Annotated in this window: 27 protein-coding genes; 11 read left to right on the top strand and 16 right to left on the bottom strand. The window is 61.0% G+C overall.

Annotated features, from left to right (window positions below; translation table 11 throughout):
• Window positions 1-40: 40 nt before the first annotated feature.
• The 3 genes from AB4Z25_RS03145 to AB4Z25_RS03135 are packed head-to-tail and all read left to right on the top strand — an operon-like array spanning window position 41 to window position 1,538.
• Window positions 41-733, top strand: coding sequence for a glutathione S-transferase family protein (locus tag AB4Z25_RS03145; RefSeq protein WP_112539294.1), 693 nt, complete (start codon window positions 41-43; stop codon window positions 731-733).
• Window positions 730-1,065, top strand: a complete 336-nt coding sequence (locus AB4Z25_RS03140; protein WP_112539295.1) for a metalloregulator ArsR/SmtB family transcription factor — start codon at window positions 730-732, stop codon at window positions 1,063-1,065. The genes AB4Z25_RS03145 and AB4Z25_RS03140 overlap by 4 nt, the downstream gene beginning before the upstream one ends.
• Window positions 1,062-1,538 (top strand): SRPBCC family protein, encoded by a 477-nt coding sequence (locus AB4Z25_RS03135; protein WP_310300215.1) that lies wholly within the window; start codon window positions 1,062-1,064, stop codon window positions 1,536-1,538. Before AB4Z25_RS03140 ends, AB4Z25_RS03135 begins: the two co-directional genes overlap by 4 nt.
• 5 nt (window positions 1,539-1,543) lie before the next feature.
• Here the strand turns inward: AB4Z25_RS03135 and AB4Z25_RS03130 are convergent, their stop codons facing one another.
• Genes AB4Z25_RS03130 through AB4Z25_RS03115 form a run of 4 tightly spaced genes read right to left on the bottom strand, consistent with a single transcriptional unit; the run spans window position 1,544 to window position 5,402 of the window.
• The gene (locus tag AB4Z25_RS03130) at window positions 1,544-2,365 is read right to left on the bottom strand and encodes an ATP-binding cassette domain-containing protein (RefSeq protein WP_112539299.1); all 822 of its coding nucleotides are present in this window, start codon (window positions 2,363-2,365) and stop codon (window positions 1,544-1,546) included.
• A gap of 10 nt (window positions 2,366-2,375) precedes the next feature.
• Window positions 2,376-3,212 carry an ABC transporter permease subunit gene (locus AB4Z25_RS03125; protein WP_442207853.1) on the bottom strand — a complete coding sequence of 279 codons (837 nt, stop codon included), beginning with the start codon at window positions 3,210-3,212 and terminating at the stop codon, window positions 2,376-2,378.
• A gap of 25 nt (window positions 3,213-3,237) precedes the next feature.
• Complete coding sequence (ssuD, locus tag AB4Z25_RS03120; protein ID WP_112539303.1) at window positions 3,238-4,407, bottom strand: FMNH2-dependent alkanesulfonate monooxygenase; 1,170 nt, start codon at window positions 4,405-4,407, stop codon at window positions 3,238-3,240.
• Between the two features lie 26 nt (window positions 4,408-4,433).
• Window positions 4,434-5,402: an aliphatic sulfonate ABC transporter substrate-binding protein gene (locus AB4Z25_RS03115; RefSeq protein ID WP_112539305.1), complete on the bottom strand. Its 969-nt coding sequence runs from the start codon at window positions 5,400-5,402 to the stop codon at window positions 4,434-4,436.
• Between the two features lie 262 nt (window positions 5,403-5,664).
• Between AB4Z25_RS03115 and AB4Z25_RS03110 the strand changes: the two genes are divergently transcribed.
• Window positions 5,665-6,534, top strand: coding sequence for an NAD(P)-dependent oxidoreductase (locus tag AB4Z25_RS03110; RefSeq protein WP_442207852.1), 870 nt, complete (start codon window positions 5,665-5,667; stop codon window positions 6,532-6,534).
• Between the two features lie 173 nt (window positions 6,535-6,707).
• On the opposite strand, the gene AB4Z25_RS03105 is transcribed toward AB4Z25_RS03110, so the two are convergent.
• From AB4Z25_RS03105 to AB4Z25_RS03095, 3 genes are all read right to left on the bottom strand, one after another.
• Window positions 6,708-7,196 (bottom strand): Lrp/AsnC family transcriptional regulator, encoded by a 489-nt coding sequence (locus AB4Z25_RS03105; RefSeq protein WP_112387170.1) that lies wholly within the window; start codon window positions 7,194-7,196, stop codon window positions 6,708-6,710.
• A 67-nt stretch (window positions 7,197-7,263) separates the two neighbouring features.
• Window positions 7,264-7,881 (bottom strand): uracil-DNA glycosylase family protein, encoded by a 618-nt coding sequence (locus AB4Z25_RS03100; protein ID WP_112539402.1) that lies wholly within the window; start codon window positions 7,879-7,881, stop codon window positions 7,264-7,266.
• Window positions 7,878-8,426, bottom strand: a complete 549-nt coding sequence (locus tag AB4Z25_RS03095; RefSeq protein WP_442207851.1) for a thermonuclease family protein — start codon at window positions 8,424-8,426, stop codon at window positions 7,878-7,880. Before AB4Z25_RS03095 ends, AB4Z25_RS03100 begins: the two co-directional genes overlap by 4 nt.
• A 105-nt stretch (window positions 8,427-8,531) precedes the next feature.
• Between AB4Z25_RS03095 and AB4Z25_RS03090 the strand changes: the two genes are divergently transcribed.
• Window positions 8,532-10,067: a sensor histidine kinase gene (locus AB4Z25_RS03090; protein ID WP_112539311.1), complete on the top strand. Its 1,536-nt coding sequence runs from the start codon at window positions 8,532-8,534 to the stop codon at window positions 10,065-10,067.
• 2 nt (window positions 10,068-10,069) lie between these two features.
• On the opposite strand, the gene AB4Z25_RS03085 is transcribed toward AB4Z25_RS03090, so the two are convergent.
• The 3 genes from AB4Z25_RS03085 to cobT all read right to left on the bottom strand — a co-directional run bounded on the left by AB4Z25_RS03085 (window position 10,070) and on the right by cobT (window position 12,777).
• Window positions 10,070-11,140: a hypothetical protein gene (locus tag AB4Z25_RS03085; RefSeq protein WP_112539313.1), complete on the bottom strand. Its 1,071-nt coding sequence runs from the start codon at window positions 11,138-11,140 to the stop codon at window positions 10,070-10,072.
• A 97-nt stretch (window positions 11,141-11,237) separates the two neighbouring features.
• A complete protein-coding gene (locus AB4Z25_RS03080) occupies window positions 11,238-11,675 on the bottom strand; it encodes a diacylglycerol kinase (RefSeq protein WP_112539404.1) in 438 nt (145 codons plus the stop codon).
• A gap of 85 nt (window positions 11,676-11,760) precedes the next feature.
• Window positions 11,761-12,777 (bottom strand): nicotinate-nucleotide--dimethylbenzimidazole phosphoribosyltransferase, encoded by a 1,017-nt coding sequence (cobT, locus tag AB4Z25_RS03075; protein WP_112387164.1) that lies wholly within the window; start codon window positions 12,775-12,777, stop codon window positions 11,761-11,763.
• A 157-nt stretch (window positions 12,778-12,934) separates the two neighbouring features.
• On the opposite strand from cobT, the gene AB4Z25_RS03070 reads away from it, so the two are divergent.
• From AB4Z25_RS03070 to AB4Z25_RS03050, 5 genes are all read left to right on the top strand, one after another.
• On the top strand, window positions 12,935-13,717 hold the full coding sequence (locus AB4Z25_RS03070; protein WP_112539315.1) for an adenosylcobinamide-GDP ribazoletransferase: 783 nt from the start codon (window positions 12,935-12,937) through the stop codon (window positions 13,715-13,717).
• Between the two features lie 18 nt (window positions 13,718-13,735).
• Complete coding sequence (locus AB4Z25_RS03065; RefSeq protein ID WP_112387162.1) at window positions 13,736-13,948, top strand: DUF1289 domain-containing protein; 213 nt, start codon at window positions 13,736-13,738, stop codon at window positions 13,946-13,948.
• Window positions 13,945-14,646: a retropepsin-like aspartic protease family protein gene (locus AB4Z25_RS03060; RefSeq protein WP_112539317.1), complete on the top strand. Its 702-nt coding sequence runs from the start codon at window positions 13,945-13,947 to the stop codon at window positions 14,644-14,646. The genes AB4Z25_RS03065 and AB4Z25_RS03060 overlap by 4 nt, the downstream gene beginning before the upstream one ends.
• Window positions 14,647-14,736: 90 nt before the next feature.
• Window positions 14,737-16,239, top strand: a complete 1,503-nt coding sequence (locus AB4Z25_RS03055; protein WP_442207850.1) for a UbiA family prenyltransferase — start codon at window positions 14,737-14,739, stop codon at window positions 16,237-16,239.
• A gap of 21 nt (window positions 16,240-16,260) precedes the next feature.
• A complete protein-coding gene (locus AB4Z25_RS03050) occupies window positions 16,261-17,913 on the top strand; it encodes a hypothetical protein (protein ID WP_162698784.1) in 1,653 nt (550 codons plus the stop codon).
• Window positions 17,914-18,331: 418 nt separating this feature from the next.
• Here the strand turns inward: AB4Z25_RS03050 and tet are convergent, their stop codons facing one another.
• Complete coding sequence (gene tet, locus AB4Z25_RS03045; RefSeq protein ID WP_112539406.1) at window positions 18,332-19,507, bottom strand: Tet(A)/Tet(B)/Tet(C) family tetracycline efflux MFS transporter; 1,176 nt, start codon at window positions 19,505-19,507, stop codon at window positions 18,332-18,334.
• A 76-nt stretch (window positions 19,508-19,583) separates the two neighbouring features.
• Between tet and AB4Z25_RS03040 the strand changes: the two genes are divergently transcribed.
• Complete coding sequence (locus AB4Z25_RS03040) at window positions 19,584-20,198, top strand: TetR/AcrR family transcriptional regulator C-terminal domain-containing protein (protein ID WP_112539323.1); 615 nt, start codon at window positions 19,584-19,586, stop codon at window positions 20,196-20,198.
• Window positions 20,199-20,205: 7 nt separating this feature from the next.
• Here AB4Z25_RS03040 and AB4Z25_RS03035 read toward each other — a convergent pair whose 3' ends face one another.
• From AB4Z25_RS03035 to AB4Z25_RS03015, 5 genes are all read right to left on the bottom strand, one after another.
• Window positions 20,206-20,967 carry an ABC transporter permease gene (locus AB4Z25_RS03035; protein ID WP_112387159.1) on the bottom strand — a complete coding sequence of 254 codons (762 nt, stop codon included), beginning with the start codon at window positions 20,965-20,967 and terminating at the stop codon, window positions 20,206-20,208.
• Complete coding sequence (locus AB4Z25_RS03030) at window positions 20,964-21,890, bottom strand: ABC transporter ATP-binding protein (RefSeq protein WP_112539333.1); 927 nt, start codon at window positions 21,888-21,890, stop codon at window positions 20,964-20,966. The genes AB4Z25_RS03035 and AB4Z25_RS03030 overlap by 4 nt, the downstream gene beginning before the upstream one ends.
• Before the next feature lie 386 nt (window positions 21,891-22,276).
• The gene (locus tag AB4Z25_RS03025; protein ID WP_112539335.1) at window positions 22,277-22,525 is read right to left on the bottom strand and encodes a hypothetical protein; all 249 of its coding nucleotides are present in this window, start codon (window positions 22,523-22,525) and stop codon (window positions 22,277-22,279) included.
• 65 nt (window positions 22,526-22,590) lie between these two features.
• The gene (locus AB4Z25_RS03020) at window positions 22,591-23,880 is read right to left on the bottom strand and encodes an extensin-like domain-containing protein (RefSeq protein WP_442207849.1); all 1,290 of its coding nucleotides are present in this window, start codon (window positions 23,878-23,880) and stop codon (window positions 22,591-22,593) included.
• A gap of 125 nt (window positions 23,881-24,005) precedes the next feature.
• Window positions 24,006-25,826: a methyl-accepting chemotaxis protein gene (locus tag AB4Z25_RS03015; RefSeq protein ID WP_112539410.1), complete on the bottom strand. Its 1,821-nt coding sequence runs from the start codon at window positions 25,824-25,826 to the stop codon at window positions 24,006-24,008.
• Window positions 25,827-26,242: the final 416 nt, after the last annotated feature.

Below are 26,242 nucleotides of genomic sequence, written 5' to 3'. Positions count from 1 at the left end.
GCCAATCAGCAAAGTTTTATCCCAGCTGAAAGGCCGCCTCATGTCGCTCGTGCTTTACGGACATCCGCTCGCCTCCTTCTGCCACAAGGTCCTGATCGCGCTTTACGAGAACGGCACGCCCTTCGAAGACCGGCTAGTCGATCTCTCGGACGAAAGTTCGCGGGCCGACCTCTTCCGCTACTGGCCTGTCGGCAAGATGCCGATCCTCAGGGATGAAGCGCGTGACAGCACCATTCCCGAAACCAGCATCATTATCGAATATCTCGACCGGCACTATCCCGGCGAAGCGCATCTGATCCCGGTTGATCCGGACCGCGCCCTGCAGGTCCGTCTGTGGGATCGTTTCTTCGATCTCTATGTCCAGACGCCGATGCAGAAGATCGTCGCAGACACGATGCGCGCCGCCGATTCGAAGGACCCGCAGGGCGTTGCCGACGCCCGCGGCACGCTTGAGATGGCCTATGACATGATCGAGCGGCAGCTGGCGGGCAATCTCTGGATATCAGGCGATGCCTTCACCATGGCCGATTGCGCTGCCGCCCCTGCGCTCTTCTACAGCGAGACATTGGTGCCCTTCGGTACGGAACGGCCGAAACTTGCCGGCTACTACCGCCGGCTCGTCGAGCGCCCCTCTTTTTCCCGGGTGTTGAAAGAGGCGCTGCCCTATTTCAAATTCTATCCCTACAAGCACCAGCTGCCCGAGACGATCCGCAAGGCGATGCCCGCCGAATGATCATCGAAGCCGCCACACTCGACCGGATGTTCCACGCGCTCTCGGATCGCAGCCGCCGTGGCATGATCGATCGCCTCGGCCGCGGCCCGGCATCGGTCACGGAACTTGCCGAACCCCTGACGATGGCATTGCCAACGGTCCTGAAACATCTGAACGTGCTTGAAGACAGCGGCCTTGTTCAATCTGAAAAGACCGGCCGCGTCCGCACCTACCATCTGCGGCAGGAACGGCTGGCAGAACTCGAGCGCTGGATCGGCGAGCGCAAGGCCGAATGGAACGCTGCCTTCGACCGCCTGGACCAGTTTCTTGCCGAAGAGGAACCGACACCGTGACCCAGCCATCCGCAACGCATACGACCTTCACGATCGAGCGTCAGCTGAAGGCGAAGCCCGAGCGCGCCTTTCGCGCCTGGGCCAATCCGGCCTCGAAGCAGACCTGGTTTGCCTGCCATGACGGCTGGGTGACGATCGAATACCGGCTGGATTTTCGCGCCGGCGGCAGCGAGCGCAATCACACCGCTGATGGCGAAGGGTTGCTGCATGCCTATGACGCCCATTATCTCGACGTCGTCGAGAATGCCCGCATCGTCTACGCCTACGAGATGAAGCTCGGCGAGACCCGCATCTCCGCGTCCCTTGCCACCGTCACTTTCGAGCCGTCAGCGGCGGGCACCCGCATGCTGTTTACCGAGCAGGTGGTGTTCCTCGACGGCTATCCCGATGATGGCCTGCGCCGCCAAGGCACCGAAATCGGCCTCGACAATTTCGAGGCCTTCCTGGATCGCGAGGCAAGCGGCACGCATTGACGCCTTCAGCGGCCGGTGCCCAGAATGGCGCCAAGCAGCTTGCCTTCGAGTTCGGCGAGCTCCGGATTGCCATGACGGCGCGGATGCGGATACGGAACCGCAACATCAAGCGCGATCCGTCCCTCTTCCAGCACGATCACCCGGTCGGCCAGATGCACGGCTTCGCTGACGTCATGGGTCACCAGCACGCTGGTAAAGCCGAGTTCGCGCCAGACGCGGTTGATCAGTTCCTGCATGCTGATGCGGGTCAGCGCATCGAGCGCGCCGAGCGGCTCGTCTAGCGCCAGAACGCCGGGCTTGCTCACCAGCGCGCGCGCCAATGCCACGCGCTGACGCTGCCCGCCGGATAGCCGCGAAGGCCATTCCTTCGCCTTCTCCGCCAGCTGAACTTCGGACAGCACGGCCACGGATTCTGCAAGTGCCCGCCGCTTATCGACGCCGTCGCCAAGGCCAACCGCAACATTCTCGACGACGCTCAGCCATGGCAGAAGCCGCGGCTCCTGGAAGACGATGCGAGCGTTCGGCTGGCTTTCCTCGCCATTGCTGCTTTCGAAGCGGATGCTGCCCGCCGTCGGCTGGTCGAGGCCCAGCAGCACGCGCAGCAGCGTACTCTTGCCGCAACCGCTCTTGCCGATGACCGCGATAAATTGACCGGCCGGGATATGCAGGTTGATGCCGCGCAGCACGCGGTTGCCGTCAAAGCTCTTCTCGAGCCCCGTCAGGGTAATCGCGGCCGCAGTGCCCGGCGCAATCCGGGCGGCATCGACGTCTGTGTCATACTCTGCCTCGACAGGCTCGCGGAAGCGTTCGTGGGTGATCGCGGTCATCGTCTCGCTCCTACTTCTGATAGATCGGGTTCCAGGTGAGCGTGCGCCGCTCCAGAGCCCGCGCCACGACATCGGCGAGCTTGCCGAGCACCGCGTAGATGACAAGCGCCAGCACCACGACGTCCGTCATCATGAATTCGCGGGCATTGTTGGCCATATGGCCAATACCCGAGGAAGCGGCGATCGATTCCGAAACGATTAGCGTTAGCCACATGATGCCCAGCGCATAGCGCAGGCCGACGAAGATCGAAGGCAGCGCGCCCGGAAAGATAACCTTCCGGAACAGCGTCCAGTTGCCCATCCCATAGACCCTGCCCATCTCGATCAGGTCGCGCTCGACATTTCGAACGCCATGATAGGTGTTGAGATAGACGGGGAAGAGAACGCCGAGCGCCGTCAGGAACAGCTTGGATTCCTCGCCGATGCCGAACCACAGGATAACAAGCGGGATCATCGCCAGATGCGGGATGGTACGCAGCATCTGCAGCGTCGTGTCGGTCAGCTGCTCGGAGAGTTTCGACACGCCATTGGCGATGCCAAGCAGGAAGCCGATCGAGCCACCAACCAGCAGGCCGGCAAAGGCGCGCCCGGCGCTGACCAGCACGTCATGCGGCAGCTGGCCCGAGGTCGTGGTCGACCAGAAGGCGACGGCGACATCGGCGGGAGACGGCATGATGCGCGAGGAGATGAGCCCTGCCGACGACGCGATCTGCCAGCAGATCACGATTGTCACCGGCAGAAGATAGGGCAGCAGCGCGGAGCCGTCAGGTAGCCGCGGCAGCGCCCGGCCCTTCCGGCTTGCCTGCCTTGCGGCGACGCGTGCGAGCGGCGTTTCGAATACCGACATGATCATCTCCTCGTTATTATCCGGATCAGGAACCCGAAACGACCTTCAGGTTGCCGCCATGGCTGCCGCCGCCGAAGACCTGCTTCGAGCCGAAATCGTTGCGGAGACCGTGACGCTGTTCGCTCTGTCCAAGACCGAGCTCGGGGAACAGCAGTTCGGCGACACGGTAAGCTTCTTCGAGATGCGGATAACCGGAGCCGATCACCGTCTCGATGCCGAGCTTCTGATATTCGCGAAGCCGCGCGGCAACCGTCTGCGGCGAGCCGACAAGCGCCGTTCCGGCACCAGCGCGCACTAGGCCGACACCGGCCCACAGGTTCGGAGAAACCTCCAGATTGTCCCGGCGACCGTTATGAAGCGCTGCCATGCGAGCCTGGCCGACGGAGTCGGATTCCTTGGCGAAGCGCGCCTGCGCTTCCTCGATCGTCGCATCATCGAGCTTGGAGATCAGCCGGTCGGCAGCGGCCCATGCCTCCTCGTCCGTCTCGCGGACGATGAAATGCAGGCGGATGCCGAAGCTGACTTCGCGGCCCACTTTCGCAGCAGCCGCACGCACGCGCTCGATCTTCTCGCCGACCTGTGCAGGCGGTTCGCCCCAGGTCAGATATTTGTCGACGCGGCCGACGGCAAAATCTATCCCGGCATCGGAGGAGCCGCCGAAATAGAGCGGCGGGCGCGGGTTCTGGTAGGACGGGAAGCCGAGACGCGCATTGGTCGCCTTGATATGCTTGCCATCGATGCTGGCCACACCCTTTTCGAGAAGCTCTTCCCAAACGTCAAAGAACTCGTTGGCATGGTCGTAGCGCTCGTCATGCGGCAGGAAGATGCCGTCACCCGCGAGTTCTGCGGGGCTGCCGCCGACGACGATGTTGAGGAGAACGCGGCCGTTCGAGACGCGGTCGAGCGTCGTCGCCAGACGCGCGTAATAGGCGGGAGACGCCGTCCCGGGACGGATAGCCACCAGGAACTTCAGCTTCTCGGTATGCTGCGAAAGAGCCGCCGCCGTGACGAAAGATTCCTCGCAGGCAACGCCCGTCGGCAGCAGTACACCGGAAAAGCCAAGACGGTCGGCCGCCTGGGCGATCTGCGTCATGTAGCCGATTTCAGGCGCGCGCGTCTGGTCGGACGAACCGAGATAGGCGCCGTCACCTGAGGTCGGGATGAACCAGAGAAAATCGATTGGTTTGGAAGTCATGAAATTTACCTTTCTTCAAAAACGGATCAGCTGGCCTTCGGGCGCCAGACGATGTCATTGGTGGTGAGCTTCTTCGGCACGATGCCCAGCTCGTAGAACTCGTCGGCAAGCGCCTGTTGATAAGCAGCAGCGCCATCGGTGATCGTCGTCACTGCGCCGAGATCGGCGCCGGGACGGCTGAGCGTCACCCGGGTCACCTCGGCAGGCACTCCGGTGATCTCGGAAAGCTCCTTGGCCGTCTCGTCGAGCTTGCCCTGCGCCGACTTGCCGACCTTGGCGAGTTCGTCGATGACATCGACGATCACCTGGCCGTTGTTGTCGGTGAAATCCTGGTTCGCCAGGAAGAAGCTGTAGGAATCGACCAACCCTTCGGCCGTCGTCAGTATCCGCGTATCCGGATCGGCCTCGGCGATCGCCAGATAGGGATCCCAGATCGACCAGGCATCGATGCTGCCGGTCTTGAAGGCGGCTGCGGCATCCGGCGGAGACAGATCCAGCGCCTGCACGTCTTCGACCTTGAGGCCACCCTTGCGCAGCGCCTTGACGGCGACGTTGTGAGCGCTCGATCCGCGCTTGAAGGCCAGCTTCTTGCCCTTCAGATCCTCAAGCGTCTGGATCGGCGAATCCTTGTGCACCAGGATCGCGGAACCGGCCGGGCTGCCGCGATAGGTGCCGACATAATAGAGATGGCCACCGGCTGCCTGGGCAAACAGCGGTGGAACGTCACCGGTGGCGCCGAAATCCAGGGCACCGGCGCCAAGCGCCTCCAGCAACGGCGGTCCGGACGTGAATTCCGACCAGCTGACAGTGATCCCCTTGTCGGCAAGCCGCGCTTCCACCGCCCCGCGGCGCTTGGCGAGCGCCAGCACGCCATTCTTCTGCCAGCCGATGCGAAACTCCGTTGCTGCTGCGGCACGCGCCGGCTTGATGGACGGAAGCACGGCTACAGCGGCGGCCGCACCAAGGAGACCGAAGGTCTGACGGCGTGAGATCATGGCTTTCCCCTTTTCGGCGGCAGTGCAGACGGCGTGCCTGCGCGTTGTGATGGCTGATAATGAGAAACTCTATAAATTAGATCGACATTTATATTTGTGAGTTTTGTCCCAACGGAAACTTTCCTCACCTCAAACCGGCTATCCCGCAGAATTTTATTCCCCGGCAGCCGGCAGCGGGCCGTACCGCGCTTGCTCGTGACGACTTTTCAGCAACGGCGGTTTCCGCTAAGCATGCCCCCACATCACGAAAAGGATCTGGCATATGGCAAAAGTCGCTTTCATCGGTCTCGGCGTCATGGGTTTCCCGATGGCGGGTCATCTGAAAACGAAAGGCGGCCACGACGTTACGGTCTATAACCGCACTGCCGCCAAGGCCGCCGATTGGGTCGCCAAGTTCGGTGGCGCCTCCGCACCAACCCCGGCCGAAGCTGTCGCCGGTGCCGATTTCGTCTTCACCTGCGTCGGCAACGACGACGATCTCCGCTCGGTGACCACGGGCAAGGGCGGCGTTTTCGAAGGCATGAAGAAAGGCGCGATCCTGATCGACAACACGACGGCCAGCGCCGAAGTCGCCCGCGAACTCGATGAAGCCGCCAAGGCCAAGGGTTGCGACTTCATCGACGCCCCGGTTTCCGGCGGCCAGGCCGGCGCCGAAAACGGCGTGCTCACCGTCATGTGCGGCGGCGACGAAGCCGTTTTCGAAAAGGCCAAACCCGTTATCGACGCCTATGCCCGCATGGTTGGCCTGATGGGACCTGCCGGTTCCGGCCAGCTGACGAAGATGATCAACCAGATCTGCATTGCCGGCGTTGTTCAGGGCCTCGCCGAAGGCATCCATTTCGGCAAGCGCGCCGGCCTCGACATCGAGAAGGTTGTCGATGTCATCTCCAAGGGGGCTGCGGGCTCCTGGCAGATGGAAAACCGCCACAAGACGATGAACCAGGGAAAATACGATTTCGGCTTCGCCATCGACTGGATGCGCAAGGATCTCGACATCGTGCTGACCGAAGCCCGCCGCAACGGCGCCAAGCTGCCCGTCACCGCCCTCGTCGACCAGTTCTATGGCGACGTTCAGGCGATGGGCGGCAATCGCTGGGATACGTCCTCGCTGCTCGCCCGCCTGGAAAAATGATCGGGCTTTCGCCCAGCGCAGCGGAGTTGATCACGCTGCTCAGGACCTGCCATGCGCAGGCGCTAAAACTGGCTCGCCGCCCTGCGGATAACTCCGGCAAGACGGCGAGATGTATCAGCAAGGATGCAATGAGCGAGCTGGCGAGCGATGCAATATCGCCTGTCTGAAATAGCTCAGTCCTCGTTGGACTTGGCGCTGTCGAGCAGCATGTAGTCGAGTGGCAGCTGCGTCGAATACTTGATCTGTTCCATCGCGAAGGCTGAGGACACATCGCGGATTTCGATCTTGGCGATCATCCGCTTGTAGAAGGCGTCGTAGGCGGCGATGTCAGGCACCACGACACGCAGCAGATAATCGACATCGCCGCTCATCCGGTAGAACTCGACCACTTCGGGGAATTCCACCACGACTTCGGAGAAGCGCTTGAGCCATTCGATTGAATGCGTTGCCGTGCGGATCGACACGAAAACCGTGACCTTGGTGTTGACCTTCTCGGGATCCAGAATGGCGACACGGCGCTTGATGACGCCATCTTCTTCCATCTTCTGGATACGGCGCCAGCAAGGCGTTGTCGAAAGGCCGACCTTCTTGGCGAGATCAGCGACCGCCAGGGTCGAATCTTCTTGCAGCAGGCGCAGTATCTTACGGTCGAGACGGTCCATATGCGAAAGCCCTTTCGAATTATATTCTCTGTATATCGCGATTCCGGCGCGGGAAAAGAATTTTGTTTCAGTTTATAAGCAGTTTAATTCTACTGCGAAGAACTGGAAGCAACTCTTCCTCGAACCATGGATTGCGCTTCAGCCAGCCGCTGTTGCGCCAGCTCGGATGCGGCAGCGGCAAGACCGCGGGTGACCGGTTCGAAAACAGCGTGTCGCGCCACGCCTTGACCGTATCAGTCATGTTGGCCTGCCGCGCCGTGCCCATATGCCAGGCCTGCGCATACTGGCCGACAGTCAGGATCAGCTCGATCTGCGGCATCAAATCCATCGCTTGCTTTCGCCATTGAGGCGCGCATTCCCGGCGCGGCGGCAGATCGCTTCCTTTCTCGTCATATCCCGGAAAACAGAAGCCCATCGGCACGATCGCAAAACGGTTTGCATCGTAGAAGGTCTCGCGGCCGACCTGCAGCCAGTCGCGCAGGCGATCGCCCGAGGCATCGTTGAACGGAATGCCGCTTTCATGGACGCGAAGGCCAGGCGCCTGCCCCGCAATCAGCACGCGCGCGGTTTGCGACAGGATGACAACAGGACGCGGCTCATGCGGCAAAGGTTTCGACGGATTAAGCGGCGCATCCCGGCAGATGCGGCAGGCAGCAATCTCGCCCTGCAACGTCTCGATCGTCATTCCCATCCGACCGCCTGCCCGATCATCCTGACGATGCCGCCGGAATGCAGCCTCTCGTCATCGCGAAAGTCCCGCGGCCGCTCGAATGTCCCTGCCCAGAGACCCGAGCGTCTGGCGCGGGCCTCGTCCTCCTGCCGCCGGTAATCGCCATAGGAGACCGCCATGCCGGTTCGAACCATCTCGCCATTGATGTCGAGAGTGCCGCTCCGGCAGATCACCAGCAGCCGTTGATATTGGTCGCGCTCGATCCCGCCGCATTGCGTGCCAGCGCCGGCGACCAGCCGCTGCACCGCATCCCGGGCCTCCCGGCCACATGACCACGGCCTACCGTTCCGCTCGCAGCTCTGCACGAGCTCCGGCGCATCGATGCCTTTCAGCCGCATGCGTTCGCCGCCGATCGCCAGACTATCGCCATCCGCCGCATGAAACGCGCCGCTATGCACCGTTTCCGGCTGATCGTTGAGCTTGGCCGCGATCAGCCAGATCAGCGCCAGCATGGCAAAGGCAGTCACGCCGTCGCGTATCGTCCTGAAGCCGCGCGTCACGCTTCCGCCTCCTTCAAAAACAAACCGTTGAGAGAAATGGCAAACACCTTCTTAAGATTTGCCGGTTACGGTGGAAACACCCGCGGATCAAGTATTCAAGTGCAAATGAGTAACGGCGTCAGCACATCGACCGATAAGATTATCGTCGACAAGTCCCGCAGTCACCGCAACAAGCCCGTTTCCAAGGCTGTTCGGCAGACACGCGAGCGCTTGCAGTCCGGCCATTCTTCGACCGCAGCTTTCGACCGCGACGTCCTGCGCATGTATATGACGGCCTTCACGCAGGGTGCCGCCCTGATGCCGCTCTTCGTCATCATCATCGCCGCTCTCGGCATCTATTTTACCGGTGACACGCAGATCTTCTTCTGGGCGGTCGCAACGCTGGTCGCCTATGCCGCCAACGTCTATCTCGTCCGGCGCGCCCGCAAACAGGAAATGACGGCAGAATCCGCCCGCAAATGGCGCCGCGCGCTTCTCGCCGGCCAGTTGCCGATCGGACTTGCCTGGGCCTTTTTCGCCTTCCAGAGCTGCCCTGCCTGCGAGCCCTCCAGCTTCATTCTCTACAAGGGTGCGACGCTGCTGATTGCGTTGTCGGTGACGGCAATGTCGAATTTCATGCTGGCGCCATCGGTGCTCGTCACGTTTACGCCTGCGATCATAGCGCTCGCCGCCAAGGCCGGGATTTCCCGCGACGTCCTCGAACTCAGCCTCACGGCACTCTTCACCACCACCGTTATCTTCTTCAGCTATATCAGCGACCGTCTGTTCAAGCAGAACCTGCGCATCCTCTCCTTCCAGTCGGAAAAAGACGACCTGATTGCCGAGCTCGAAGTTGCCAAGTCGATGTCGGACGAAGCGCGCCGCCGCGCCGAGGAAGCGAACCTTGCCAAGTCCCGCTTCCTCGCCTCGATGTCGCATGAGCTGCGCACGCCGCTGAACGCCATCCTCGGCTTTTCCGAAGTCATGTCGTCGGAGGTGATGGGCCCGCTCAACAACCCAACCTACAAGGAATATACCGGCGACATTCACCGCTCCGGCCAGCATCTGCTGAACCTGATCAACGAGATCCTCGACCTCTCCCGCATCGAAGCCGGAAAATACGAGCTCAGCGAAGAGGCGATCTCGCTGCTCGATATTTCCGAGGATTGCATCGGCATGGTGCAGCTGCGCGCCAGCGGCAAGAACATCGCCATCAGCCAGCAATTCGAGCCAGAGCTTCCCTCCGTCTGGGCCGACGAGAAATCGATGCGTCAGGTCGTGCTCAATCTGCTGTCGAACGCCGTCAAGTTCACGCCCCAGGGCGGCGAGATCCACGTCAAGGTCGGCTGGACCGCCGGCGGCGGGCAGTACATCTCGATCAAGGACAATGGTCCCGGTATTCCGGAAGAAGAAATCCCGATCGTCCTCTCCGCCTTCGGTCAGGGCTCGATCGCAATCAAGAGCGCCGAACAGGGCACGGGCCTCGGCCTGCCGATCGTCCAGGCGATCCTCGCCAAGCACGACGGCCAGTTCGTGCTCAAATCGAAACTCCGCGAAGGCACCGAAGTCATCGCCATCCTGCCTGGCAAACGCGTCCTGCAGAGCCTTCCTGCCGTCGAGGAAGCGCACGCCGTCTCCCGTAAGCGCAAGAGTTTCGCCTAACGTCAGCCTGCGAGAAGCGCACGGAACGCCGGGTCATCACGGAAGTCTCCCAGGTCGTTGTCGATACTATCCAGCCGCGTCAGATTTCTCAGATTCTCCTTGTAGGACGGGTCGAGCAGGATCGCCTGCTTTGCGGCACTCAGCACCGCCTTCTTCGTCTTCGCCAACTCTTCCGGAGCAGCCTCGCTGACGCGCAGTGCGCGGTGCCTCTGCCCGTAGGCCGCAGCCATCAGGAACCAGAACTGGGCTATCTTCGAGGCCGGTGTACTCGCAAGCTTGGTGCCGATCGCGATCGCCTGTTCATAGCCGCCGGGCTGATAAAGCAGGTCGAAAATGATCTCGATCCCCTGATTGACGGACAGACGGTCACTGCTCGTCAGGTAGGACAGAAAGGCGTCTCGATCCTCGACAGGCACGCTATCGACGATCTGCTTTGTCGTCTGCTCGCCGAGCTTCTGCTCACCCGGATCCTTATCCAGCAGGATTTCCACCTGTTGGAACAGCGGCGACAGATAGATCCTCGTGTAGAGGTAGAAGAAGATGAAGCCGGCGATCAGCCCGAAGACAAGCAGGAAAGGCGACGAGACGGTGACAGCATTCAGCAGCGGCGCATTGGCTCCCGCGAAGAGGCCACTGGCCTGCTTGTCGATGAAATCGGCAAACGAATTCAGATGCGAAGGCAGACTCGCCACCTGCGTCAGCCCGACGCCGACCAGCATCGTTGTCAGCCATTCGGAAATTCGCTCCAGATTGGTATTGGACGACAGCAACCTCTCGCGCCGCGGCGATTTCCCGCCGTCCGCGCTGGCTTTGGCATCGGCAGGCGGAACGGCAGGTGCCTCTTTCGTCATGATACGCGGCACGGAAAACAGAAATCCCATGACACCGCCGACGGCAGCGGAGGCAGCAACGATAAGCCCGCCGATGCCGATCGCCGACGAGACGCCGCCCTGTTGCGACAGCCATAAGAAGAGAAAGGTCAGGCCAAGCGCGGCCAGCCCCATATAGCCAAGGTCTCTGGCCTTCTCGCCGCCTTCAACCTGGTGAACCGCATTCGCCTGAAGATGTGCCAATCGTCGCCCCCGTATGCACCTGTCGCGCAAAACGAAAACAACCGAAACGTACAATTATTATTTACACAACCTTAATATTTAAGGGTCGGCCTGAATATCATCCGAAGACGATGGCGATCAGATGCTTGCCGATCGTGAACAGCAGGAAGAGCCCGCAGGCGCTGAGCATACAGAGCACGGCGAAAGACCCGAGGTCCTTGGCATGCTTGCCGACCATCGAGATTTCAGGCGAAATGCGGTCGATGACTTCCTCGATCGCCGTGTTGAGCGCCTCGATGGCAAACAGTGCCAGCAGCAGGATCACCGCGATCACCAGTTCGGACAGCGTCGCGCCGACAGCGATCAGCAGGATCAGCGAAACGGCGCCGAACAGCAGTTCCTGCCGGAAAGCCGATTCCTTGATCAGACGCTGAAATCCCGCCCAGGAATAGCTCGCAGCGGCAAAGAAGTGGCTGACACCGGTCAGCTTTCGAACGGCAGGTTTTTCCAAGGCGTCCTCGTCTTGCGGTCGGGGACGGCGCCCTGCGCCGTCCATCAGTGAAAATGCGAATACCGTTTCCTGGTCCGCGCCGCAAGCGTCCGTCATCAACCTGTCACAAAGCTGAACGCAAGGCGCCCGATCAATGCTTGTTGGTGACACCTGCCTGCGCGAAGGTCGCCATGCCGGAATGGCAGGCGGCAGCCGCCTTGACGATACCGGCCGCCAGAGCAGCACCAGTGCCCTCGCCAAGCCGCATGCCGAGCGCCAGAAGCGGCGTCTTCCCGAGCATCTCGATGGCCCGGAGATGGCCGGGCTCGCCAGAGACATGGCCGATCAGGCAGTGGTCGAGCGCCGACGGATTGGCCGCCTGCAGGATAGCACCGGCAGCTGTCGCCACATAGCCGTCGATCAGGACCGGGATCTTCTCGACACGGGCCGCCAGGATCGCACCGGCCATCGCCGCAATTTCGCGGCCGCCAAGGCGGCGCATGATCTCCAGCGGATCGTCGAGATGATCGCGGTGCAGCTCGACGGCGCGCTCGACGGCCGCCACCTTGCGCTCCAGCATCTCGCCTTCCGAACCCGTACCCGGACCGACCCAGTCGCGTGCCGAACCGCCGTAAAGGGCGTAGTTGATCGCTGCAGCAATCGTCGTGTTGCCGATACCCATCTCGCCGATGCAGAGGAGGTCCGTACCACCGGCAATCGCCTCCATGCCGAAGGCCATTGTGGCGGCGCAGTCGCGCTCGGAAAGTGCGGCTTCCTGGGTGATGTCACCGGTCGGGTAATCGAGTGCCAGGTCGAACACCTTGAGGCCGAGATCGTAAGCGACGCAGATCTGGTTGATCGCAGCACCGCCAGCGGCAAAGTTCTCGACCATCTGCTGCGTGACGGATGGCGGGAACGGCGTGATCCCCTGACGGGCAACGCCGTGGTTACCGGCAAAGATCGCCACCAGCGGCCGGTTGACGGCAGGTGCCCTGCCCGTCCACGCCGCCAGCCAGAAGGCGATTTCTTCCAGGCGGCCGAGAGCGCCCGGCGGCTTTGTCAGCTGCGCGTCGCGTTCACGCGCCGCAACCAGCGCCCGGGCATCCGGTCCCGGCAGCTCGCGCAGCAGCGCACGGAAATCGTCGAACGGCAGGCCTGAAACGCTCATGGATGGGGATTCCTTGTCTTCTTGCTCTTTCCCGGCGATCCGGGGCCAACTTGTCTTTTCGCAGCAAATCGGCTTCTTTCGTCGCGACTCTCTTAAAGCCAGCGGCAGAGGCGAACAACTCCAAAAGCGCCGCAGCTTCCATGCATGAAGTGGGGACATGATCATCAAGGCCTATGCGATCGATACCGCCCGCGCCGTCGCGTTCCTGAGCCGTATTCCCATGCCCTCCTTCGTCTTTGCAGGCGACGACGGCAAGCTCGGCCGGACTGCCCGCGCCTTCCCGCTGGCCGGCCTGTTGATCGGCATCATCCCTGCTGCAATTTTCCTGATGATGCTGGGCCTGCGTGCCGACCGGCTGATGTCGGCGCTGGTGGCGATCGCAGCGCTCACCGTCATCACCGGCGCACTGCACGAGGATGGCCTGGCCGATGCCGCCGACGGCATCGGCGGCGGACGTGACCGCGACCATGCTCTCGTCATCATGAAGGATAGCCGCATCGGCAGCTACGGCGCCATTGCGCTGATCCTCTCGATTGCGCTTCGCGCCGCAGCACTCGCCGCCATCGCCCGCGAAGCATCGGCCTTCGAGGCCGCGCTCGCCATCCCGGCCGCCGCCTGCCTCGGCCGCGCCGCGCTCGTCTGGCACTGGCATCGCCTGCCGCCGGCGAAGACAGACGGTGTTGCCGCCTCCGCTGGCAAGCCCGGCGAAGGTGCGATGCATATGGCGCTGGTCTCGGGATGCCTGCTCGCCGCCCTCATCATCTGGCCGGCACTCGGTCTGCTGCCGCTTGTCTGCAGCCTGCTGGCCTCCGGAATCTCGGTCCTCGCAGTGACCCTCTATATCCGCCGAAAACTCGCCGGCCATACCGGCGACACGCTCGGCGCCGCCGAACAGATTTCCGAGATCGCCGCGCTCTGCGCCCTTGCCATGGCCTTGTGAAACAACGATATATCCTTCATGCAAACACCCTGCATCCATGTATGCGCCATCGATCCTGCAACCGGTTTTTGCACGGGTTGCGGCCGCACGATCGAGGAAATCGGCGCCTGGATGCGCTATTCCGATGCCGAACGCGCCAGCCTGATGGCGATTCTGCCCGCCAGGCTCTTCGAAGGCGCGGCGCACGCGGAGAGTAGCCGGCAAAGCATCGATACGGGGCGGCCTGCATGAGCCGTCTGACGATCTTCCTGCTGATCCTCGGCATCGGCCTCGCCATCCTCGTCTTTAACAACGGCAACGATCGCATCATGGGCATGGAGACCGACGATTTCGGGCGCATGGTCTATCTTCTGCCGATCGCGCTGATGCTCTCGGCCGGCATCTGGGCGAGCCGTCGCAATATCGGCGAAACGATGCGCAACCTGATGATCTGGCTTGTCATCATCCTGGCGCTCGCCACCGTCTATCTCTACCGGCAGGATCTGCTCAGCGTCGGCAACCGGCTATTGGCCGGGCTCGTCCCCGGCCGTGCCGTCGTCGTCACCACCAGCGAAGGCGGCAGCGAGATCATCCTGCACAAGCTGCTGAACGGCCATTTCGAGGCCGACGTCTCGGTCAACGGCCAGACAATTCAGATGCTGGTCGACACAGGCGCCAGCATGGTCGCGCTCTCGCATGCCGACGCCGAACGCATCGGCATCATCCCCGAAAACCTCGACTACTCGATGACCGTCATGACCGCCAACGGCCGCACCCGCGCAGCACCCGTCACGCTCGACCGTGTCGCCATCGGCCCCATCGTCCGCACCGGTGTCGCCGCCAGCGTCGCCGAAGACGGCAAGCTCGACCAGAGCCTGCTCGGCATGAGCTTCCTGGAAACGCTGGGCTCGATGCAGATGCAGACAGACGAACTGCGCCTGCGGGATTGAGAGCGGGTAAGGCACGGCTTTCGTAGCGGCACCCACGATTTGATTAATCTTTTTCGCCGATTATAGCCCGGTTCCTTTGGTGGTCGGCGCATGATGAGTCACGAATTCAAGGCAGACGCCGAATACGGCGCACCCTTTACGGGCGATGAGACCGGGATTGATCGCCCGGCCGAAGACACCAATATCGCGCTCGTCGTGGATCTCGATGGTACGCTGGTGCGTTCGGATCTCTTCCTGGAAAGCATATTCGACTCGATCGCCAGAAATGGATGGCGTGCCCTTCTCCCATCGAACTCTGCGATAGGCTCCAGAGCCGGATTAAAAGCGCATTTCGCCGGGCTATCGCAGATCGACTACGCCAGGCTTCCATTCAGCGAACAGGTGCTGGCATCGATCGTCGCCGCCAAGGATCAGGGGCGCAAGGTCTATCTCGCAACGGCGGCTAACCGGCAGCATGCAGAAGCCGTGGCCGCACAAATGCCGTTTCTTCTCGATGGGATCTTCGCGTCGGATGAAGCGATCAATCTGAAAGGCCAGCGGAAAGCCGATGCGCTGATCGCCGCGTTTGGCCGCAATGGCTTTGATTACATCGGCAATAGCGGCGATGATTTTCATATCTGGCCGCATGCCCGCAAGGCACTCAGCATCGGCTTATCGGCCCGTCAATCGAACCGGCTTGATGCCGCCCATCCCTCGCATGTGAAACTGGCACCCCGCCATGATAGATACCGGGCGCTCTGGGCGGCAATGCGGCCGCATCAATATGCCAAAAACGCCCTGATCTTCGTTCCGGCCCTGACGTCGCACGAATTTACACCTGCGGCCTTATTGGCCGCGGCGCTCGCATTCATTGCTTTCTCGCTGTGTGCCTCGGGCGTCTATCTGCTGAACGACCTGCTCGATCTGCAGGCCGACCGAGCTCACCCAAGCAAGCATCTGCGGCCGTTTGCTGCCGGCAGGGCATCCCTGGCATCAGGGCTGGTGCTCATACCTGCACTGACAATCGCAGCATTCGCCGTCGCGTCGTTGCTGCCGCCGCTATTTCCGCTCCTTCTGGCAGTCTATTTCGCCGGAACGCTGATCTACTCGCTGTCACTCAAGAAGAAAATGATCGTCGATGTGGTAACATTGGCAATCCTCTACACGATCCGGATCTTTGCAGGTGCAGCGGCGATCGACGTTGTCGTATCGGAATGGCTGTTCACGTTCTCGCTTATGATTTTCGCCGCGCTGGCGTTGACGAAGCGGCATATCGAACTCGCCGCGCGCTTCGACAACGGCCTCGCAGATCCGGACAATCGCGACTACCGTCTTACCGATCTTCCGGTGATTGCCGCACTTGCCGCCGCAGCCGGAATGAACTCGATCACCGTTCTCGCTCTTTATGTGTCATCTCCTGAAGTGGCCAGCCTATACAGCCATCCGCATATCCTCTGGGGTCTGTGCCCGCTCTTCCTCTACTGGACCAGCAGGACGCTTATGCTTGCCCATCGCCGCATGTTGCACGACGACCCGATCACTTTCGCGCTGCGTGATCGCAAGAGCTGGCTGGTAGGATTTTCCATCATTGCCGTCATCCTTGCCGCCCGTTGAGACATGCCTGTGGATAGCCAAGTGCTGACCCGATCTCGCAATCCCCTCGCCCGCATCCTGAGGTGGCACCCTTATTCAGTGGTTTTGCTGGCAACTGTGCTCAGCTTTCTACGCACCGGCTATCTGCCGATCGATAACAACAACGTCTATCATTTGCCGATACTGATGAATTCGTTTGCGCTGCCGCAGTTTGCCAGCGATCCCTTCATCCAGTCACTGCAGCACTTTTCGTCCGGTTTCTGGATCGTCTTCATCGGCGCCGGAGAGATCGTCAATCCCAAACTGTTCCTGGCGTTTTGGCTCGCCGTCACGCATTCTTCGCTGCTGGCCGCCGCGCTGCATCTGGCGCGAAGCTTCGGATTCCACGAAAGACGGGTGCTCAATATCTACGTGTTGCTGCTCGCTATGGCTGCCTGCCTGCAAGGCACGACAGTGGGCGGCGCCGGCGTGATGCTCAACTATTTCACCCATTCCGAGCTAGCGAACGCGCCGTTGATCCTCGGCTTTTCCTATGCCGTGCGCGGCAGATATGCGCAGGCCGCCATTGCCACGGCCCTGACATTCTTTCTCAACGCCTTCATGGCGGTGTGGATGATCCTGCCGCTTTGCTTTCTGGCGGCCTATCAACTCCGCATCGGCGCCATCTCTTGGCGTGCGTTGATGGTCCGCGGCCTGCTCGGATCACTGATCGGCGGCGTGCTCCTGGTGCCGCCGCTGCTCAACGTCCTGTCGAACCACCAGATCCTTGAAGCTCCAGCCTTCTCCTACAGGCAGTTTCTGAGAGGGTTCTATCCCGCTCACTTCTTCCTCGACGGCAACAGCTGGCTGGAAGTGGTTGCCTTGGCCGCTGCCGCCCTGTCATGCTTTCTCGCCGCCGCGCAGCTCGGCCGTCAGGCGAACGCCTTGCGACATCTGGCGGGAGGCGCGAGTGCGCTGCTTGTCATCGGCGCAGCAGCGCCGCTCGTCACCGATTCAGCGTTGGTCCTGAACCTGCACCTTATTCGCAGCGCGGTGATGATCATGATGCTTTCGACATTCGCTGTCGCACTGCTCGCTGCCGCATGGATGGCGGCGCCAGACCGAGCAGTTGCTTTTCGCGGACTGACCCTTTCCATCGCGCTCGTCGCCGTCTGGTTCAGCGCCGCCTTCGCTTGCGTGCTGCTTGCTTTCTATCGAGCGGCAAACCGTCGTGGAAAGGACGAGGATCGGCAAGGAAAGCATACCGTTGCGATCGTAGCCCTTTGCACGATTGCCGCGATGACCGTGATCTTCTTGTCTTATCCAACATACCTCTACCAGCGTAAAAACCTCGAAGTGAGCCATGAATGGCAGGCGCTGGGCAGTTGGGCCGATCACCAGCTTCCTCCGGATACAAAGTTCCTGATCTGGCCGAAACGGCTGCCCGAAATCGCGGCGCTCGGTTTCGAGTATACGTCTCGCCGGCAGCAGATATTCGCGACCAAGTTTGGCGCGGCCGTCATGTGGTCGCCTGCCTATTTCGATATATGGAACGGAAGCGAGCAACTGCGCCGCAAGTCTGCGACGTCCCAGGATATATTAGCCTATGCGAGCGCACACGGCGCCGCATATCTGGGTACGGATTGTGATCCGGTCTTCGGAGAAAGCGTTCATCAGGAAGGCGATAGCTGCGTTTATGCAGTGAGCAACCGCTAATCGAGGCATCCTTGCGCTCAGCCCTCAGCTCAACTGGAAGCCGAGAGCCAGAGGAAGCCTGAGCTTCCGTTGGTGTGGCTATCGCTTGTCTTCGAATGGTTGTAGCTGACCGCAAATGCCAGCGAACACATCGCAACCATGAACGCGACGGCGAATAAAATGTGAAGTCTGATCATAATCGGCGTCCGTATTCTAATGGCGGTAGAATATCGAAGCCCACCAGGTGGCGGGCCAGGAACGGAAACGCTAGCGATCCCCTCGCTTCGCAGGGCTTATTAAGCACACTATCGATAAGCTTGTCGCGTGACGAAGGCGTGACATGGGGCGATTTCCACACCTCTATCGCGATTTACGCCACCATAGGTGAAATATTCCCTGCAGATATCAGGTATTGCACAGCCATGCATTGCAAAATGGCTCATGACGAGACAGCAGGGCGGCGACTGAAAATCAGCGGCAGAAGTCCCAGATAAACGGCAGCACCAAGCACCCAGACAAGCCCCGGAAAGACGTCCCGTGAGGCGAAATAGATGGTGCTGATCGCCAGCGGCCCGGCGATCGAGGCGAGGCTGACCATGCTTGCCAAAAGGCCCTGGACCCTGCCCTGCGCCTCCGCATCGACATTCGCCGTGACGAGCGACTGCAACGCCGGCGCGCCGATGCCGCCTAGGCAAAACAACGGCATCAGGAAAAACACCATCCACCCCTCACTCAGAAACGCGATCGTCACATAGGCTATACTGTCGGCAATGACGCCGATCAGCACTGCGCGCCGCTCTCCCCAGCGTTCGCTGACCGGTCCGGCCACGAAAGCTTGTACCACCGCATGGAAAAATCCGAAGGCGGCCAGCGAAATGCCGACCATCATCGCCGACCAAGCGAACTTGTCCTGGCCATAGAGAACCCACACGGTGCCGCCGACTTCGCCGATGAAAGCCAGCAGGAAATAAGCCGCCATCAGCGTCAGCAGCGGCTTGAAGCTGAACAACCATTTGAAATGCGTGAAGGGCGACAGCGGTTGCCCCTCCTCTCCCTCGCTGCGCTTGCGGGTTTCCGGCAGCAGGAAAATCGCCACGGCAAAGTTCAGAGCGTTCAGCACCGCGGCGGCAATAAACGGCAGCCGAACGGAATATTCGCCAAGGATCCCGCCGATAGCAGGCCCGGCAATGAAACCGACGCCGAAGCAGGCACTTAGCTGTGCGAAGCGGCGCGCGCGCTCATGTTCTTCTGTTACATCCGTGACGCAGGCCGCCGCGACGGCATTGCTCGCGCCGGTAAGGCCGGCAATCGCACGGCCGAGAAACAGCATCCAGAGTGCCGGAGCCAAGGCCATAAACACGTAGTCGATCGCAGCGCCCGCAAGCGAGACGAGCAGAACGGGCTTGCGTCCGAACCGGTCGGATAGCGATCCCAACACGGGCGAAAACAGAAATTGCATCAGCGCATAAAGCGCCAGAAAGGCGCCGAACCGCCATCCGAGATCGTCCGTATGGCCGACATCGCGCAGAAGACGCGGAAAAATCGGCAAGGTCAGGCCGATCCCCGCCGCATCGAGAACCACGGTCGCATAGACGACGCTGAGCGCTTTCTTCATATCGTTCACCAAAATTTATCAGTGATAAGTTACTTATCGATGATAAGGTGAAAACGCAACCAGGATTGCCAACGAGATGAAGATCGACCGCCAGCGTATTGTCGATGAGGCGCTTCTGCTTTTGAACGAAGCGGGATTGGACGCGCTCTCCACCCGCGCGCTGGCCGAGCGCCTCGGCATCCGCCAGCCAGCACTTTATTGGCATTTCAAGGGAAAGCGCGCGCTGATCGACGCGATGAATGCCGAGATTCTGAGACGCGGCCATACGCATGCGGCACCAAAACCCGGAGACGTGTGGAGCGCCTATCTGCTCGCCAACTGCCGCAGCTTTCGCAACGCTCTGCTTGCCTATCGTGATGGCGGGCGCGTGCATGCTGGAACGGAGGCCGACCCGCAGGATCTTGCCAAGGTCGAAACTCAGATCGGCCTGCTCGTGGATGCCGGGATGACGCCGGAGACCGCGATGGAGCTTCTCGTCGCCCTCGGGCGCTATACGCTCGGCTGCGTGATCGAAGAGCAGGCGGAGCCGCAGCCCAACACGAAGCAGCTTGACGAGGCAGCCGTCAAATATCCGCTGACGAGCCGCGCCGTTCTGCACTACCGTGACAGCGGCGCCGGGATGTTCTTCGAGGCCGGTGTCACCCTGATGATCGAGGCCGCGGCGATGCGCCTGGCAAAGCGACAGGCTTGATCCGGCGTCAGTTTCTCAGCCGGTAACCCGTCCTGAACATCCAGCCGAGTGTGCCAAGGCAGATCGCCAAGAACAGCGTGATCATTCCGAGGCTGATCAACGGATTGACGTCGGCGATGCCGTAGAAGCTCCAGCGAAAACCGCTGACGAGATAAAGTACCGGATTGAAATGGCTGACCGCCTGCCAGAAGGGCGGCAGCATGTTGATCGAATAGAAGCTGCCGCCGAGGAAGGTCAGCGGCGGGACGACGAGCATCGGGATCAGGTTCAGCTGCTCGAAATTGCCGGCCCAGATACCGATCATGAAGCCGAACAGGCTGAAGGTGATCGCCGTCAGCAGGAAGAACAGCATCATCATGAAGGGATGCTCGATCCTCACTTCCACGAAGGCATTGGCCGTCAGCAGGATGATCAACCCGATCAGCAATCCCTTGGTGGCCGCCGCGCCGACATAACCGAGCAGGATTTCCGTCATCGCAACAGGCGCCGACAGCACTTCGTAGATCGTCCCGGTGAATTTCGGGAAGTAGATGCCGAAGGAACCATTGCTGATGCACTGGCCGAGTAGCGTCAGCATGATCAGGCCGGGCGTGATGAAGGCACCATAGGAAACTCCCTCCACCGTCTGGATGCGCGAACCGACGGCGGCGCCGAAGACGATGAAATAGAGCGAGGTCGAGATGACAGGCGACACGACGCTCTGCAGCAGCGTACGGCGCGTACGGGCCATTTCGAAGAAGTAAATGGACTTGACGGCTTCGATATTCATTTGGCGCCTCCCACGAGTGCCACGAAGATATCCTCGAGCGAGCTTTGCCGCGTCGAGAGATCCTTGAAATGGATGTTGTCTGCCGAAAGCCGGGTCAGAAGCGCCGCAATGCTTTCCTGCTCGTTATGCGCATCGAAATTGTAGACCAGCCGCGTGCCGCCCTGTTCCAGCGACAGGCCGTTTCCGGCAAAATGCTCCGGCAGCTTTTCGAGCGGCTCGGTGAGTTCGAGGATCAGCTGCTTGCGGCCGAGCTTGGCCATCAGCGCCGCCTTGTCTTCGACGAGCAGCAGCTTGCCGCCGTTGATGACGCCGACGCGGTCGGCGATCTCTTCGGCCTCTTCGATATAGTGGGTCGTGAGAATGATCGTCACGCCAGACTCGCGCAGCTGCTCGACGACGCGCCACATGTCCTTGCGCAGCGTCACATCGACACCGGCCGTCGGCTCGTCGAGGAAGAGGATTTCCGGCTCATGGCTCAGCGCCTTGGCGATCAGCACACGCCGCTTCATGCCGCCGGAAAGCTGCCGCAGCGTGTTGTCCTTCTTGTCCCAGAGGGACAGGTCGCGCAGCACCTTCTCGATATGCGCCGGATTCGGCTTCTTGCCGTGCAAGCCGCGTGAGAAGCTCACCGTGTTCCAGACGGTCTCGAACTGGTCGGTCGTCAGCTCCTGCGGCACAAGGCCGATCATCGTCCGCGTCGCGCGAAAATCCTTGACCACGTCGTGGCCGCCGACGAGCACCTCGCCGCCGCTTGGATTGACGATGCCGCAGACGATCGAGATCATCGTCGTCTTGCCTGCGCCATTGGGGCCGAGTAGCGCCAGGATTTCGCCCTTCTCGACATCGAGATCGATGCCCTTCAGCGCTTCAAATCCATTGGCATAATGCTTGGTGAGATTGCGGATCGAAATGATGGGTGTCATGCGGCTTTTGGATGTTTCCTCTTATTGGGCCGCTATATAGCCCCTTTGTGACACTTTGACATCCCGTACCCCGTGAACACACTATTCAGCGGGCCAGCCATAGTGGCGCGAAGAAAAGCGGCCGGCGGAAAATCGTCTTTCCACCGCCTTTGTCATCAACCGGTGATCTTCGCGGAGGATAACCGCCACAGAGGCAAGCAACGGTTTCTGCCCCGCCGCCCATCCCTTTGCGGAACCGTCAACGGGCGCTCGTTACGCTCATATTTCCGCTGCCTCTATTTGTAGAGAAATGCCGCCGTAAGCACGAACACTTTTAGAACCCGGTCGATTTCCCCTGAAGGCCGGTCAGTCTGAGCCGGCGTTTCGCCGGCTTTCTTTTTGAGCGCTCACCACTGTCCGTTGAGGCCGCAGCCGAAGGGCGGCAGCGTCTTGCCTTCGAAACGGCTCTTCAGCATGCCGCAGCCGATCTCGCGGATGGGTCCTGGCATCATCGTGTTGAGGCTGATCCCGACCTCGTCGAAGGGGTCGCTCGCATAGGCGACATACACATACCAGCGCCCGCCGAAAACGGCAGCTGCGGCAATCACCACCACAAGACAAAGCATCACGAAATTCGGGCGCCTGCGGTCTGCCATCTCTGCTCTCCTCTTTCAGGAGTGCCCGTCAGATCAGATTCCCCGGCATGCGCCAAGAAGGCACGCTAGCTGCAATAGACCCGGCCGCTCTTGCGGTCTCTCAGATCGAAGTGGAAATGATTCCAGTGTTCGGGGTTGCTGCCGGGGCCAAGCACCGTGTTGAAATATTTGCAGCTGTCGCTACGCACGGCTTTCAGCAGCCGCCCTTCGCGGAAAGAGAAGAGCCCCTTCTTGCGGATATCGATCTCGTGACCGTTCTTCAGCACGAACTTGCCGACATCGATCGCATTGCCATGCGCATGCTCCGACATCGGATTGTATTTCTGGCGACTGTTGTTCATGCGCCGGCAGGAATAACCGCCGAGCGGCTCGATCGTCTTCATGCCCGACCAGTAGCGAAAGCGTGCCGAGGGCGCGAGCTCGTTCTTCACCCATTTGGCGAAGGCGAGCGTCACCTGGCAGTTCAGCGTCACAGCAGGCCGGACGCCGATATTGCCGGAAAGCCCCTGCAAGGAGATTGGGTAAGGCACCTGGCAGGCGGGACCATTGGAGATCGCCGGCTTGTCGGTGAAGACCACGCCCATGCGCTTCAGTTCGCGGCGGCAGGAAAGCTCCGAGGCCGGCATCACGCTCGGATCGGCGGGCATGGCCGGCGTGCTCATCATTGGATCGTTCGGCCGCAGCATCGCCACTTCCTGGCTCTCGCTCTCTTCGGGAACGCGCTGCGGGGCAACCACTGCGCTGCCATCATTCCAGACGGCGGCCTGGCTCATCTCGGTCTGCGCGGTCGGGCGCGGCATACGCCGCTGGTTGGTCTGAACAGGCGCATCGGTGCCGATGCCGTCGACAACGGGCTCGGCCGTTTCACCTTCGGCGATCTGCTGCTGTTGCTCCTGGGCAAGGCCGACCACCGGTTCGGCGCCGAGTTCGGAATCCATGTTGACGCCGCCCTCGGGAACGGAAAGCTGGCGCGTGCCGCCCCAGTTGCCAGGCTCATTCTGCGAACGCGGCACCTGTTGCTGGGCAAGCGCCTCGTCACTGTCGATCATCGGCAGCTTGCGGCCAGGGGCCGGAGCAGCATCGGTGGCAGAACGTCCCTCGCCTGCAAGGTTCGGCGTATCGAGGTAATCGACCGATCCGCCGGCGCGCGAAACGGGCGCCGAAGCGGGATAGGATTGCGCCGTTTCCATCGGCGCCATGCGCATGGCGGACTGTCTTGGCGGAGAAATGGAGCTGACTTTGGTGCCGCGATCGACATTGGCAGGCGGCACGAGGCCGTCACTGACGGAACAGGTCGTGAGCGCCGTGGAAACCAGCGTGGTCAGCACGATACGCCGCAGAAGAGAGACAGACACAATACCCTCCATCGCCCCGCAGCCCTGCTTGCAACCTGAAGAATTCAAATCAAATTTAAATAAAACTGGTGAAGGAAAGCTTACCCCTGGTGGAAAAGGCGGTTTCCCGCCTTTCCCGGATGTTATCAGGCCGCCCGGTTATAGGCGCGCGGCGCCGTCGCCTGGCTCTGGCCGAGACGGAAATTGGAAAGCAGGGTGCGCAACTGATTGCTCTCGGCGGCCAGCGTCTGGCTGGCTGCGGTCGTCTCCTCGACCATCGCCGCGTTCTGCTGCGTCATCTGATCCATGTGATTGACCGAGGTGTTGATCTCTTGCAGCCCGGTTGCCTGTTCGCGTGCCGCAGTGGCAATCGAATTCACGTGGTCATTGACCTTGTTGACCAGCGCCTCGATCTCGACAAGCGCGTCGCCGGTCGAGCGAACCAGCGACACGCCGTTGCCGACTTCGGCAGCCGAATTGCTGATTAGGGTCTTTATCTCCTTGGCGGCGTTGGCCGAGCGCTGCGCCAGCTCGCGGACTTCCTGCGCGACGACGGCAAAACCGCGGCCGGCCTCGCCCGCACGCGCCGCCTCGACGCCTGCATTGAGCGCCAGAAGGTTGGTCTGGAAGGCGATCTCGTCGATGACGCCGATGATCTGGCCGATACGGTTGGACGAATCCTCGATCCGGCTCATCGCCGCAACGGCATTGCGGACGATCTCGCCCGACTTGCCGGCGCTGGTCTTGGTCTCGGACACCATCTCGCGCGCTTCCGTCGCCCGCTCGGAGGCTGTGCGGACGGTCGCCGTGATCTCGTCGAGCGCCGCTGCCGTCTCTTCCAGAGCGGCCGCTTGCTGCTCGGTGCGCTTCGAAAGATTGTTGGTCGCTTCGCTGATATTGGCGGCGCTGTCGTTGACGATATGGCTCGATTCCGAAATCGCCTGGATGACGCTGCTAAGCGCACCGGCAGCCGCATTGAAATCCGAACGCAGCTTGGCATATTCCTCGCCGAAATCGCCGACCGTGACCGTCAGATCACCGGCGGCAAGACGCTCGAGGCCCTGGCCAAGCGTCATCATCGCGTGGTTCTGGCGTTCGGCCGAATTGCGCATCCGCTGCTCGCTGTTGCGGCGCTCGCCATCGAGTTCGCGCTGACGCGAATCCTCGCGCGATCGCATCTCGCTACGCTCGATCATCGAGTCCCGCAGGACAAGCAGCGCCTTGGCCATGTGGCCGATCTCGTCGCGGCGTTCGCCGTCGACGACTGCCGCAGCGGAGCCGTCGGCAGCAATGGCATGCATCGCAGCACCGATACGCGCAACCGGACCGGTGACGCTGCGGACGATCGCATAGGCAATGAGGAGGGTGACGATGGCGCCCGCACCACAGAGCAGCGCGGCCCAGAGTGCGTTCTGGCGGTAAAGCGCGGCAAGGTCGTCGCCATAGACGCCGGTGCCGACAACCCAGCCCCAGGGCTCGAAGCCGGCGACATGCGAGTATTTCAGAACCGGCTGCTCGGCGCCCGGCTTGGGCCAGTAGTAATCGACGAAGCCCTGGCCATGCGCCTTGACCGTATTGACGAACTCGACGAACAGGAACTTGCCGTTCGGATCCTTGTTCTGCGACAGGTCGGTGCCATTAAGCTCCGGCTTGATCGGATGCATCACCATGTTGGGATGCATGTCATTGATCCAGAAGTAGCCGCTGTCGCCATAGCGCATGGAAGCGATGACGTCCTTGACGGCCGTCTGCGCCTGTTCGCGCGTCAGCGTGCCGTCCTGCTCCATCTTGTAGTATTTCTTCATGATGTTGATGGCCGTCGCATCCATCTGCGCCAGACCGGCTTTCCGCTCAGCCTCGAGCTCCGAGTAGGAATAGTTCAGGAAGAAAGCCATCACGCCGACGAAAATCGCCAGTGTAAGCCCGACAAGCCCGTACAGACGGGTCGAAATCTTTGTATTGCGCACGAAGTCCCCTCGCATTCACGCACTGATGATCGGCGCAAATTCTGCAGGGCATGTCTTACCGGCCAGTGAAGCATTATTAGCTCGACTTCACATAACGTAACGGAAACAACCTTCCTGAACCGCCATGCAAGAGATAAATATATGAATTCTATTATATTTAAGCTCAGCGAATTTTTTGCGGGCTGCCAAGAATAAAAATTGTCCGGTCAGCCATGGAAGACACACGGAGCACTGTTCCAGCCGTGGGATCCCAAGATCTTACGATACCGCGCCTCCCCCATTTTGAGTATTTCGCTCGCCATCCTAACGCGTCTTGGCGGACACGAAGGGATTGGGGCTCGCGTCTGGGGTCGCGAGCCCCTTTTAACCACGAAGGGGAGCTCCTATGACGGAACGCGCAATCGGTTTTCTGGTAG

Source organism: Rhizobium sp. RAF36 (assembly GCF_052114105.1).
Lineage (GTDB): Bacteria > Pseudomonadota > Alphaproteobacteria > Rhizobiales > Rhizobiaceae > Rhizobium.
This window is presented reverse-complemented; position numbering and strand designations above follow the sequence as displayed.

Bases quoted from the DNA above. Each gene is read 5' to 3' on its own strand.
- AB4Z25_RS03145 (WP_112539294.1), top strand. From the start codon at position 41: ATGTCGCTCGTGCTTTACGGACATCCGCTCGCCTCCTTCTGCCACAAG.
- AB4Z25_RS03140 (WP_112539295.1), top strand. From the start codon at position 730: ATGATCATCGAAGCCGCCACACTCGACCGGATGTTCCACGCGCTCTCG.
- AB4Z25_RS03130 (WP_112539299.1), bottom strand. From the start codon at position 2,365: ATGACCGCGATCACCCACGAACGCTTCCGCGAGCCTGTCGAGGCAGAG.
- AB4Z25_RS03125 (WP_442207853.1), bottom strand. From the start codon at position 3,212: ATGTCGGTATTCGAAACGCCGCTCGCACGCGTCGCCGCAAGGCAGGCA.
- ssuD (WP_112539303.1), bottom strand. From the start codon at position 4,407: ATGACTTCCAAACCAATCGATTTTCTCTGGTTCATCCCGACCTCAGGT.
- AB4Z25_RS03115 (WP_112539305.1), bottom strand. From the start codon at position 5,402: ATGATCTCACGCCGTCAGACCTTCGGTCTCCTTGGTGCGGCCGCCGCT.
- AB4Z25_RS03110 (WP_442207852.1), top strand. From the start codon at position 5,665: ATGGCAAAAGTCGCTTTCATCGGTCTCGGCGTCATGGGTTTCCCGATG.
- AB4Z25_RS03105 (WP_112387170.1), bottom strand. From the start codon at position 7,196: ATGGACCGTCTCGACCGTAAGATACTGCGCCTGCTGCAAGAAGATTCG.
- AB4Z25_RS03100 (WP_112539402.1), bottom strand. From the start codon at position 7,881: ATGACGATCGAGACGTTGCAGGGCGAGATTGCTGCCTGCCGCATCTGC.
- AB4Z25_RS03090 (WP_112539311.1), top strand. From the start codon at position 8,532: ATGAGTAACGGCGTCAGCACATCGACCGATAAGATTATCGTCGACAAG.
- AB4Z25_RS03080 (WP_112539404.1), bottom strand. From the start codon at position 11,675: ATGGACGGCGCAGGGCGCCGTCCCCGACCGCAAGACGAGGACGCCTTG.
- cobT (WP_112387164.1), bottom strand. From the start codon at position 12,777: ATGAGCGTTTCAGGCCTGCCGTTCGACGATTTCCGTGCGCTGCTGCGC.
- AB4Z25_RS03070 (WP_112539315.1), top strand. From the start codon at position 12,935: ATGATCATCAAGGCCTATGCGATCGATACCGCCCGCGCCGTCGCGTTC.
- AB4Z25_RS03065 (WP_112387162.1), top strand. From the start codon at position 13,736: ATGCAAACACCCTGCATCCATGTATGCGCCATCGATCCTGCAACCGGT.
- AB4Z25_RS03060 (WP_112539317.1), top strand. From the start codon at position 13,945: ATGAGCCGTCTGACGATCTTCCTGCTGATCCTCGGCATCGGCCTCGCC.
- AB4Z25_RS03055 (WP_442207850.1), top strand. From the start codon at position 14,737: ATGATGAGTCACGAATTCAAGGCAGACGCCGAATACGGCGCACCCTTT.
- tet (WP_112539406.1), bottom strand. From the start codon at position 19,507: ATGAAGAAAGCGCTCAGCGTCGTCTATGCGACCGTGGTTCTCGATGCG.
- AB4Z25_RS03040 (WP_112539323.1), top strand. From the start codon at position 19,584: ATGAAGATCGACCGCCAGCGTATTGTCGATGAGGCGCTTCTGCTTTTG.
- AB4Z25_RS03035 (WP_112387159.1), bottom strand. From the start codon at position 20,967: ATGAATATCGAAGCCGTCAAGTCCATTTACTTCTTCGAAATGGCCCGT.
- AB4Z25_RS03030 (WP_112539333.1), bottom strand. From the start codon at position 21,890: ATGACACCCATCATTTCGATCCGCAATCTCACCAAGCATTATGCCAAT.
- AB4Z25_RS03025 (WP_112539335.1), bottom strand. From the start codon at position 22,525: ATGGCAGACCGCAGGCGCCCGAATTTCGTGATGCTTTGTCTTGTGGTG.